General features: G+C 37.4%; 8 protein-coding genes. 6 read left to right on the top strand and 2 right to left on the bottom strand.

What is annotated here, in order from left to right:
* Positions 1 to 71 precede the first annotated feature (71 nt).
* Positions 72 to 545 (bottom strand): hypothetical protein, encoded by a 474-nt coding sequence (locus tag EV200_RS13810; protein WP_132533591.1) that lies wholly within the window; start codon positions 543 to 545, stop codon positions 72 to 74.
* Between the two features lie 265 nt (positions 546 to 810).
* Between EV200_RS13810 and EV200_RS13805 the strand changes: the two genes are divergently transcribed.
* From EV200_RS13805 to EV200_RS13795, 3 genes are all read left to right on the top strand, one after another.
* Positions 811 to 2586: an AMP-dependent synthetase/ligase gene (locus EV200_RS13805; RefSeq protein WP_132533589.1), complete on the top strand. Its 1776-nt coding sequence runs from the start codon at positions 811 to 813 to the stop codon at positions 2584 to 2586.
* Positions 2558 to 4273: a gamma-glutamyltransferase gene (gene ggt, locus EV200_RS13800; protein ID WP_132533587.1), complete on the top strand. Its 1716-nt coding sequence runs from the start codon at positions 2558 to 2560 to the stop codon at positions 4271 to 4273. Before EV200_RS13805 ends, ggt begins: the two co-directional genes overlap by 29 nt.
* A gap of 90 nt (positions 4274 to 4363) precedes the next feature.
* Entirely contained in the window at positions 4364 to 5677 is a 1314-nt protein-coding gene (locus EV200_RS13795) for an OmpA family protein (RefSeq protein ID WP_132533585.1), read from the top strand.
* Between the two features lie 91 nt (positions 5678 to 5768).
* On the opposite strand, the gene EV200_RS13790 is transcribed toward EV200_RS13795, so the two are convergent.
* Complete coding sequence (locus tag EV200_RS13790; protein WP_132533583.1) at positions 5769 to 6728, bottom strand: hypothetical protein; 960 nt, start codon at positions 6726 to 6728, stop codon at positions 5769 to 5771.
* 125 nt (positions 6729 to 6853) lie between these two features.
* On the opposite strand from EV200_RS13790, the gene EV200_RS13785 reads away from it, so the two are divergent.
* The 3 genes from EV200_RS13785 to EV200_RS13775 all read left to right on the top strand — a co-directional run bounded on the left by EV200_RS13785 (position 6854) and on the right by EV200_RS13775 (position 11150).
* A complete protein-coding gene (locus tag EV200_RS13785) occupies positions 6854 to 7288 on the top strand; it encodes a MarR family winged helix-turn-helix transcriptional regulator (RefSeq protein ID WP_029286882.1) in 435 nt (144 codons plus the stop codon).
* Positions 7289 to 7444: 156 nt separating this feature from the next.
* Positions 7445 to 9850: a 3-hydroxyacyl-CoA dehydrogenase/enoyl-CoA hydratase family protein gene (locus EV200_RS13780; protein ID WP_188754119.1), complete on the top strand. Its 2406-nt coding sequence runs from the start codon at positions 7445 to 7447 to the stop codon at positions 9848 to 9850.
* A gap of 124 nt (positions 9851 to 9974) precedes the next feature.
* Positions 9975 to 11150: an acetyl-CoA C-acyltransferase gene (locus EV200_RS13775; protein ID WP_132533579.1), complete on the top strand. Its 1176-nt coding sequence runs from the start codon at positions 9975 to 9977 to the stop codon at positions 11148 to 11150.
* Positions 11151 to 11192 lie beyond the last annotated feature (42 nt).

Here is an 11192-nt window from a genome sequence, read left to right as displayed (position 1 = left end):
AAGTTTGAAGTCAATAAAAAAGTCCTGCAGGAAATGAATCTTGCAGGACTTTTTATAAAAAAAACTTTTTTCTAGAAAGTGAAACGAACGCCTAAGCCAACATCACCACTATAAAAATCTGTATCAGGCGTTAATTGTAAAGTTGGTACCCAATCCAAAGATAAGTTAATTGGAGCACCTTTAAATTTGTAATCTAAACCTAAAACACCATTTAATCCTAAATAAACATCGCTATCAAAGCCTTTTACTTTGTATGATCCGATAGTACCACCACCACCATAATACCAAGTAAGTCCATCAGCGCCATTAATTGGGTTATACACTTCATATAAACCAGTTAATCTTAAATAATCTACACCTTTTGTACTTCTGAAATTACCAATTAATTCCAACATAGCACCTTTATTCAGGCCAGTTTTAAAACTCACACCATTAGCTGTTCCAAAACGACCACCAATTGCATTTTTGTAATTTTGTGCTTTAACAGTTGTTGTAGCAACAGTAAATAAAGCAATGCATCCTAAAATTGTAAATAACTTCCTCATAATCGAGCTTTTTAAATTAATAATTTCTTAATTAAGATCTGCCTAACAACTTTAATGCCGATTATGTTTTTTGGGTCAAAATTTTAAAGATAAAAAACAATGCTTGCATAGTAATTATCTAATTCTTAAGTTTAGTCAAATATTTTTGAATGATAGATTTTGTTCTGGTTTACCAGCTTCAGACAAAATTATTCAAAGGAAAACATAATAGGATGTGATATCTTTTGTGTTGATTTTTTTAACTTAACCAAATATATTGAATGATATGGCTGCAGAAATTAAACGAGTTTTCGATCTATTAAAATACAGCTTGGAACAACCTAAGCAAGAATTTGTTAGTGGGAAAATTAAAGGAAAGTGGGTCAATTATAGTACAACAGAATTCTGTAGTGCGGTTGACAACTTGAGCCGCGGATTAATCAGTGTTGGAATGGCAAAAGACAGCCGGGTAGGGGTAATGTCTCACAACAGGCCAGAATGGAACATTGTTGATTTTGCCGTCAATCAGATCGGTGCTTACCAGATTCCATTATATCCAACCTTAGCCGGACATGATATTCAGTTCATTTTAAAAGATGCAGAAATTTCCATCATTTTTGTTGCTGATCAGGAGCTATATGAAAAAGTAAAGCCTTGTATTCAAGAGACCAATCCTGACATCAAAATATATAGTTTTAATGAGGTTGAAGGTGTTGAGAATTGGAAAATTCTAACTGAGCTTGGAAAAACCTCAGTTGATATTAATCTGGATAAATATCGTGATAAGGTAGATCCGGAAGATATTCTCACCTTAATTTATACCTCTGGTACGACAGGAACACCAAAAGGTGTAATGTTAACGCACAATAATCTTGTTTCCAATTTTGTTAATTCACTGGTAGTGATGCCTAAAGGTGTAGAAAAGGGGTTAAGCTTTTTGCCATTATCCCACATTTTTGAGCGGATGATTATCTATCTGTATTTATACAACCATACCGCGGTTTATTATGCAGAAAGCATGGAAACTATTGTAGCAGATATTCAGCATGTAAAACCGAATGCATTTTCTACGGTACCGCGATTGCTGGAAAAGGTATATGATAAGATCATGGAAAAGGGTAAAGCCCTGACAGGTATTAAAAGAGGAATCTTTTTTTGGTCTGTGGCTTTGGCCGAACGATACACGATTGATGCGGGGGCCTGGTATAACTTTAAATTAAGTATTGCCAGAAAACTGGTGTTTAAAAAGTGGCAAGAAGCTTTGGGGGGAGAAATCGTAGTGATTGTATCTGGTGGAGCTGCTTTAAACCCACGTCTGGCCCGAATTTTCTGGGCAGCGGGGATGCCTGTTTTTGAAGGCTATGGCTTAACAGAAACCTCTCCGGTAATCACGGTTAATCGTTTCGGCGGCACTATGTTTGGAACCGTTGGCGAAGTGATTACGGGTGTTGAAGTTAAAATTGCCCAGGATGGTGAAGTGTTAACCAGAGGCCATCAGGTCATGAAAGGTTATTATAAACGCCCTGACTTAACAGATGAAGCACTAGATCAGGAGGGGTGGTTTCATACAGGTGATATAGGAGAATTAATAGATGGTAGATTCTTAAAAATTACCGATCGCAAAAAAGAAATGTTTAAAACGGCAGGCGGTAAATATGTTGCGCCACAAATGCTTGAGAATAAATATAAAGAATCTATTTTTATTGAGCAGATTATGGTTTTGGGTGAGAATAGAAAATTTCCATCAGCCTTAATTGTTCCAAATTTTGAAACCCTAAAATCCTGGGCAACTAAAAAAGGTATTACCTTTACCACTCAGGAAGAACTGATCAAAAACGAGCAGGTTTTAGTTAAGTATAATGAAGTTGTTGAATCGTTAAGTGTTGATTTTGGCAAGTGGGAACAGGTTAAAAGATTTGCTTTACTGCCTAAAGAGTGGAGTATTGATGGTGGCGAGCTAACCCCAAAACTTAGTTTAAAACGAAAAGTAATTACAGAAAAAAATATTGATATTATTGAAAAGATATATAAGGATGCAGAAAACTATAAAGCCCCTCATTAAGTTCTCATCGGTTTTTACCACTATTGCCATTATCATTTCAGGATGTGTAACCGGGCAGCTTGGTAAAAATAACAGTGGTGAATATAAAAATGGAATGGTGGTATCTGCGCATCCCGAAGCTTCCCAGGTAGGGATTGATATCTTAAAAAAAGGAGGAAATGCAGTTGATGCTGCGGTAGCCGTTCAATTTGCATTAGCTGTAGTTTATCCAAATGCGGGCAATATTGGTGGTGGTGGTTTTATGGTTTATCGTTCTGCCAAAGGTGAAGTAAACACGCTCGATTTTAGAGAAAAAGCTGCTGCAGGCGCAAGCAGAGATATGTATCTGGATGCCGCTGGAAATCCTATTGTAGACAAAAGCTTATACGGTCACCTGGCCGCAGGTGTTCCGGGATCTGTGGATGGAATGGTAGAAGCCCATCGCAAATATGGTAAGTTAACCTGGGCGCAGGTACTTCAGCCAGCAATAGATTTAGCTCATAACGGTTTCAAAATTACAAAACGCCAAGCAGGAGAATTGAACGGTCTGCATCAAAAACTGATGATGTTTAATCCTAAAGGAACAGCATTTATAAATTTAGAAAGTACCTGGAAAGAAAATGATTTACTGGTACAAAATGAATTGGCCAACACATTAAAACACATTCAGGAAAAAGGCCGGGCAGGGTTTTACGAAGGGCCTGTCGCTGATTCTATCGTGGCAGAAATGCAGGGTGGAAAGGGATTGATTACCAAAGAAGATTTGCAAAATTACCATGCTAAATGGCGCAAGCCTATTATAGGTGATTATCGCGGTTATAAAATTATTACCATGCCGCCAACTTCGAGCGGTGGTATTGCATTGATACAATTATTAAAAAGTGTAGAACCTTTTCCCCTAAAAAGATGGGGTTACAATAAAGACTCTACAGTTCAGGTGATTGTGGAGGCAGAACGAAGGGTTTATGCAGATCGTGCAACGCACCTTGGTGATCCTGATTTTTACAATGTTCCGCAGAGTCAGTTACTTAATGCGGCCTATAATAAAAAACGTATGGCCGATTTTAGCTGGTCAGCCGCGACACCAAGTAACCAGGTTATGGCTGGAGAAATCAATGGTGCTGAACATGAAGAAACGACACACTTTTCTATCGTAGATCATGATGGAAATGCTGTTTCCATCACCACTACCCTTAATGGTTCTTATGGGTCGCTGGTTGTGGTGAAAGGTGCAGGTTTTCTCTTAAATAATGAAATGGATGATTTTTCTGTAAAACCAGGCGCACCCAATATGTATGGATTGGTTGGTGGAGAGGCCAATGCCATTGCACCTAATAAACGAATGTTAAGTTCCATGACCCCCAGCATTGTAGAGAAAAATGGAAATTTATTTATGGTAGTAGGTACACCAGGTGGTTCAACGATTATCACCTCTGTATTTCAAACGATCATTAATGTGATTGATTTTGACATGAATATGCCGCAGGCAGTTTCTGCCAAGAAATTTCATCACCAATGGTTACCTGATGAGGTATATTTTGAAAAGGGTGCGATTGATAGTGTATCACTAGAAAAACTAAAATTAAAAGGATATAAAATGGTGCCTCGGGGAGCTATTGGTAGAGTAGATGCTATTTTGAAAACTAAAAATGGAAGTTATCAGGGTGGAGCAGATCCACGTGGAGATGATCAAGCCATTGGATATTAAGGATTCAATTGGTTAAAATTTTCTTAAATTGTCATTTTTGGTATGGCAATTGCTTATCATGGCTAACGCTTACAAATTAATATAACGAACATGAAATTAAATCTATTTAAGTCTTTACCGGTAGCATTGGCCGGTTTGTTCATTGGAACTGCTGCTTTGGCACAGGAACCAGTTACCTCAACTACACCTTTCAGAACTTGGTCTATTGGTGTTAACGCTGGTGCTTTAACGCCACTTTCTCCGCTAGGTGGTAAAAATGATTTTAGCAATAACAAAACTAGTTTTGGTTATGGCCTTTACATTAAGAAACAATTTACACCTTATTTCTCTTTACGTTTAGACGGGGTAAGAGGTAAATTAAAGGGTGATAATACTGAAGCTTATGACAGTGGCGTAGCAAATAACTCTTCTGTTTCATCTTTTGATACCCAATTAGAATATTCGGGTAGTTTAAATGCTGTGGTGAACATGTTTAACATCGATATGTTCAAAAAAGAGAATGCTTTGCAACTTTATGTATCTGCCGGTGCAGGTTTAGCTGGTTACAAACCAACAATTACTACTGCTAACGGTACTTCATTATATGCTGGTGATAAAACAATCAGTGAATTAATCATCCCGGTAGGCCTTGGTGCTAAATTTAAAATCTCTGATGCTGTAAACTTCGATTTAGGATGGACAATCAACTTTGTTGATGGAGATAACTTAGATGGTTATTACAGAGGAAGCAATGACAAATATAACTATGCTTATGCTGGTTTAGAATTTGCATTGGGAAGTGGAAAACAATTGGCTTTCCACAATCCGGTTGCTTTAACTTATGATGAGGCATTAAAAGCAAAACAAACTGCTGATGCTTTAAAAGGTGATCTTGATGCTCAAAAAGCTGAAAACGCAAAATTACGTTCAGAAATGTCTGACATTTTAAAAGATTCTGATGGTGACGGTGTTGCTGATAAATTAGATAAATGTCCAGATACTCCATCAGGAACAGTTGTAGATGGTTCAGGTTGTCCATTAGTGACTCCAAAACCTCAAGTAACTGTAATTACTGAAGAAGATCGTAAAGTAGTAAGCGAAGCCATTAAAAACTTAGAGTTTGATTTAGGTAAAGCAACTATCCGTTCTAAATCTTATGCTTCATTAAACAGAGTTGCTGCATTATTAGTGCAGAAAAACTTTAGCTTAAAATTAGCTGGCCATACAGATAACACAGGTTCAAAAGAATTAAACTTACGTTTATCTAAAGAAAGAGCTGAGTCTGTAAAAGCTTACTTAGTATCTCAAGGTGCAAATGCATCACGTATTGAGGCTACAGGTTACGGAATGGGTCAACCAATTGCAACCAACAAAACTGCAGCTGGTCGTCAAAAAAATCGTCGTGTAGAATTTACATTGTACTAGTCAATAGTTAAATAAAAATTAAAGCCTCCGATGAAAATCGGAGGCTTTTTTTATGGTATAACATTTTTACGCTTGGTTGATCATCATTCTGCTATTGAATCAATTTGATTGTCTTCTTTATATTATTCAAATCACTCATGCTAAAATTTGGCGACTGAAAGGAGAATATCTGATAAATCAATAATCCATCTGTACTATCATAAATGCTAATGATTTTATCACTCGAACGTTTGGTATAAACCAAGTATTTAATGTTTGAGTCTTTATTCAGGATTAAGCTATCTAATATTTCATTTGATACGAATTTGAGTTTATATCGATATTGTTCTTCAGCCGGAGTCTCTTGTGCTGAAGGAGCGGTCTGGGAAGAGAAAACTTCCCGAACATATTCAGGAACATATAATGTTTCATTAACCAGTTGTGGAAGTCTTTTAGTGTTGTAAAACGAATAATCTAATCCACGTGTTTGATTCGATAACAATCCATCATTAATCTGTTTTAAATAACCTGAAAGGAAGCCAGGAGACCAGTTGAAGAAAACAGCTTGATTATAAAGTAAACTTAACAGTTTTGATCTTGCAGCTCTCTTGGTATTTGACTGCTCAATAAACGTCATTTGTAGGTTGGTAAGTGCATCAGGAAATAAAGTGATCGTAGCCAGCGTGATTTCTTCCATCTTATCGGGCTTTATTGATGGAGAAATTACCTTGAGTCCGTAAACAAGGTTTAAGTTATTTATGGTATCAATCTGTTCACGATAGGAGTCAAGATAAAAAAAAGAATAATCTGTTGAACGCTGATAGGTTGCCAACTCTTCAGGTTTAATAATTTTAAAGGGTGTAACCGTCCAAACCTTTTTTATAGCTTCATTATATTTTTCAATTTCTTTATATCCAGAATAAGGTAATGTAAATAAGGTAGTCGTTTTCTTAAATTTCTCTATCTTTTCAATGTTGGTTGCCGTATTTCCAAAATATGATGTCTGCGCCAGAGCGGATAAGCCCGGGAGCATCATTAGATATATCACTAGATTTCTTTTCTTAAAAAGCATAATATTTAAGGTCTGATTTGTATCCCTCTATTATAAGAATCTTTTGACAATTATTTTGAAATTTTCTATTGCAATAACAAAATACATTCATTAGCTTTGTTATGCAAGCATAATAAATTAGTGAAATGAAGCAACAGCAAACTATTGATTACCATGTGAAATTTGCATGGCAAAATATGTTTAACAAATACAATCAGATGGCATCGGGTTTTGGAATTACCCAGGCTATTGGTTATATGCTGATTAATATTAATGACGAAGAAGGTACTGCTGTTTCTAACCTGGCAGGCTTGCTTGGTGTAAAGGCAACCAGTCTATCCAGAATGTTAAACAACATGGAAGAGGCAAAATTAATTTATCGCGAAGCTTCTGCCGGAGATAAACGTTCGGTAAAAGTTTTTCTGACTGACTTTGGTAAAGAAAAGAAACAGTTAGCTAAAGGCGTTGTGCGAAAGTTTAACGAATATCTTGATGAACATTTCTCCAAAAAAGAAAAAGAAACCTTTATCAATCTATTAATCAAATTGAACGACATTACTGTAGCCTATACTGTTGATTGATCATGTGATTATGAAACTTTTTTTAAATGATTTTCAAAGCCAGTATTTAGTTAAAGATCATTACAGAAATAAAAATTTAGCATACTGATGAACAGAAGCAGATTAAAGCTTTATCTGCCAAACTTATCAGATCAATAAAATAATAAATAAAAACTGATGAAACGAAGCATTAATAAAGTTGCCGTTCTGGGTTCGGGTATCATGGGTTCGCGAATTGCATGTCACTTTGCCAATATTGGTGTAGAGGTTTTGCTTTTGGACATTGCACCCAAAGAACTGACGGCAGAAGAACAGGCAAAAGGGCTGATTTTAGATAAGCCGGCAGTAAAGAACCGAATTGTTAATACGGCTTTGCAAACTGCAGTGAAAACAAACCCATCACCTGTATATTCTAAGAAAGTACTGAATAAAATCAAAACCGGAAACTTTGATGATGATATGTCGAAAATTGCGGGCTTTGATTGGGTAATTGAAGTAGTGGTAGAAAATCTAGATGTTAAGAAAAAGGTTTTTGAGCAGGTAGAACAATTTCGCAAACCAGGCACATTAATTACCTCTAATACTTCTGGAATTCCCATTCATTTAATGGCTGAAGGTAGGAGTGAAGATTTCAAAGCACATTTCTGCGGGACACACTTTTTTAATCCGCCACGGTATTTAAAATTACTTGAAGTAATTCCAACACCACATACCAAACCAGAAATCGTTGATTTTCTAATGCATTATGGTGATAAATTTTTAGGTAAAACGACTGTTTTATGTAAGGATACGCCTGCATTTATTGCCAACAGAGTGGGGGTTTATTCTATTATGGCCTTACTTCACTTGGTTGATAAATTAGATTTAACGGTAGAAGAGGTAGATAAATTTACAGGTCCTGCATTAGGTAGGCCGAAGTCTGCTACTTTCCGTACCTCTGATGTGGTTGGGCTGGATACCATGATTAAAGTGGCAAAAGGGCTATATGATAACTGCCCGGATGATAAAGCCCACGAATTATTTAAACTTCCTGCCTACGTGCAAAAAATGGAAGAAAATAAGTGGCTTGGAGATAAAACCAAACAAGGCTTCTACAAGAAAACAAAAACTGCAGAAGGAAAAACAGAAATCCTGGCGCTGGATTTGAAAACGCTTGAATATAAGCCTCAGGAAAAGGTTAAATCAGCAACATTAGAAATGACTAAGCCTGTTGAAAATCTTCAGGATCGCATGAAGATTTTTGCTAAAGGAAAAGACAAGGCAGGTGAATTATTCCGCCATTCTTCTTTTGGATTATTTGAATATGTTTCAGATCGTATCCCTGAAATTTCTGATGAGTTGTACCGTATTGATGATGCGATGCGTGCTGGTTTCGGTTGGGAATTAGGTCCATTTGAACTTTGGGATGCTGTTGGTGTGAAAGAAGGCATAGAGGGGATGGCGCAATATGGAAATCAGGCGGCGGCTTGGGTGCATGAAATGCTTGAAGCTGGCAACACTTCATTTTATAAAGTTGAAGCGGGCATTAAAAAGTACTATGATATTCCGACCAAATCTTATAAGGCTTTGCCTGGAACGGATGAATTTATTATTTTAGAAAATATCCGGGAAAATAAAACCCTATGGAAAAATTCAGGCGTTTCCATTATTGACTTAGGTGATGGCATTTTAAACGTGGAATTCCATACCAAAATGAATACCATTGGCGGTGATGTGATTTCAGGTATCAATAAGGCTATCGATATGGCCGAAAAAGACTATCGAGGTCTGGTAATTGGTAACGATGGGGCAAATTTCTCTGCAGGTGCAAATGTTGGAATGATTTTCATGATGGCAGTAGAGCAGGAATGGGATGAATTAAATATGGCTATTCGCATGTTTCAGAATACCTCTATGCGCATTCGTTATTCTTCCATTCCGGTTGTGGTTGCGCCACATAATTTAACCTTAGGTGGTGGTTGCGAATTTAGTTTACATGCTGATCATGTTCAGTTATCAGCCGAAACTTATATGGGTTTAGTCGAATTTGGGGTTGGTGTAATTCCAGGCGGTGGCGGAACAAAGGAGTTTGCTTTACGTGCCTCTGATGAATATAAAGATGATCAAATCGTTCAGAATGCCTTAAAAGAGCGCTTTTTGACCATCGGAATGGCAAAAGTTTCTACTTCTGGTTATGAAGCCTTTGAACTGGGTTATTTGCAAAAAGATAAATTTTCCATCTCTATGAATCGCAATCGCTTGCTGGCAGATGCTAAGGCGAAAGCAATTGAACTGGCAGATGCCGGATATACCAAGCCCGTACAAAGAACAGATATTAAGGTGCTGGGTAAACAGGGTTTAGGAATTGTTTATGCAGGTGCAAATAGTATGTATGCCGGTCATTACATTTCTGAACATGATAAAAAAATCTCCGAGAAATTAGGTTACGTTATGTGTGGTGGTAACCTGTCATCTCCTACAGAAGTAAGTGAACAATATTTATTGGATTTGGAAAGAGAGGCATTTTTGTCATTGGCAGGGGAGCGGAAATCGTTAGAAAGAATTCAATCTATTATAACAAAAGGGAAACCGTTGAGGAATTAAATGGAGTATCGAGATATGAGTATCAAGTATCAAGATTCCTGACAGATTTAAAATAAATAAATTGGCGATTCCAGTTTCGAGCCATGTCTTGATACTTGATACTCGCTACTTAATACTAATAAAAATGGAAGCATATATTATAGCCGGATATCGCACAGCAGTTGGTAAAGCACCACGGGGCGTATTCCGTTTTACGAGGGCAGATGATCTTGCTGCAGAAGTGATCAGGGCTTTGGTGGCATCAGTTCCAAATTTAGATAAGGAACAAATTGATGATGTGATTGTAGGTAATGCTACACCGGAAGCAGAACAGGGCTTAAATATTGGCCGGATGATTTCGCTGATGGGTTTAGATACTGATAAAGTTCCCGGCGTTACTGTAAACCGTTATTGTGCATCCGGATTGGATACCATCGCGACTGCCGTAGCGAAAATTAAGGCTGGCATGGCAGATTGTATCATCGCTGGTGGTGTGGAAGTAATGAGTGGAATGCCATTTGGTGGCTGGAAGCTTGTTCCGAATGCTGAAGTAGCGAAAAATAATCCGGAATGGTATTGGGGCATGGGTTTAACTGCCGAAGCCGTAGCCAAAGAATATAAGGTTAGTCGTGACGATCAGGATGCCTTTGCACTAAAATCTCATGAAAAAGCTATTCATGCTATCAAAAACGGACATTTAAAAGACGGTGTTTTGCCTATCACGATAAATGAAAACTATCTGGATGAAAACCTGAAAAAGAAAACACGTTCTTATGTGGTAGATACCGATGAGGGACCACGAGCTGATACCACTTTAGAAAAACTGTCAAAATTAAAGCCTGTATTCGATGCTGTTGGAAGTGTAACTGCGGGTAACTCATCTCAAACTTCTGACGGAGCGGCATTTGTTTTGGTCGTTTCTGAAAAGAAAATGAAAGAATTGAATGCAGAGCCAATCGCCAGATTAGTTAGTTATAGCGTTGCCGGCGTACCTCCAAGAATTATGGGTATAGGGCCAATTGAGGCCATTCCAAAGGCATTGAAACAAGCTGGTTTACAACAATCTGATATTGATTTAATTGAATTGAATGAGGCTTTTTCTTCTCAATCTTTAGCCATTATCAGAACACTTGATTTAAATCCAGACATTATTAATGTAAATGGTGGTGCTATTGCTTTGGGCCATCCGCTTGGATGCACCGGTGCAAAACTAACCGTTCAGATGATGAATGAATTGAAAAGACAGAATAAAAAATATGGCATGGTTACCATGTGCGTAGGTACCGGACAAGGTGCAGCGGGGATTTTTGAATTGTTGTAATTTGTATCAAGATATGAGTAGCAAGTATCAAGATTGAATACC

Origin of the sequence: Pedobacter psychrotolerans, assembly GCF_004340665.1 — a bacterium.
In the GTDB taxonomy this organism is placed as follows: Bacteria; Bacteroidota; Bacteroidia; order Sphingobacteriales; family Sphingobacteriaceae; genus Pedobacter; species Pedobacter psychrotolerans.
The sequence above is the reverse complement of the archived record's forward strand: the minus strand, read 5'-3'. Positions and strand labels throughout refer to the sequence as shown.

What these genes read in the sequence shown, in the direction of transcription:
- EV200_RS13810 (WP_132533591.1), bottom strand. Translation starts at nt 545, where the DNA reads ATGAGGAAGTTATTTACAATTTTAGGATGCATTGCTTTATTTACTGTT.
- EV200_RS13805 (WP_132533589.1), top strand. Translation starts at nt 811, where the DNA reads ATGGCTGCAGAAATTAAACGAGTTTTCGATCTATTAAAATACAGCTTG.
- ggt (WP_132533587.1), top strand. Translation starts at nt 2,558, where the DNA reads ATGCAGAAAACTATAAAGCCCCTCATTAAGTTCTCATCGGTTTTTACC.
- EV200_RS13795 (WP_132533585.1), top strand. Translation starts at nt 4,364, where the DNA reads ATGAAATTAAATCTATTTAAGTCTTTACCGGTAGCATTGGCCGGTTTG.
- EV200_RS13790 (WP_132533583.1), bottom strand. Translation starts at nt 6,728, where the DNA reads ATGCTTTTTAAGAAAAGAAATCTAGTGATATATCTAATGATGCTCCCG.
- EV200_RS13785 (WP_029286882.1), top strand. Translation starts at nt 6,854, where the DNA reads ATGAAGCAACAGCAAACTATTGATTACCATGTGAAATTTGCATGGCAA.
- EV200_RS13780 (WP_188754119.1), top strand. Translation starts at nt 7,445, where the DNA reads ATGAAACGAAGCATTAATAAAGTTGCCGTTCTGGGTTCGGGTATCATG.
- EV200_RS13775 (WP_132533579.1), top strand. Translation starts at nt 9,975, where the DNA reads ATGGAAGCATATATTATAGCCGGATATCGCACAGCAGTTGGTAAAGCA.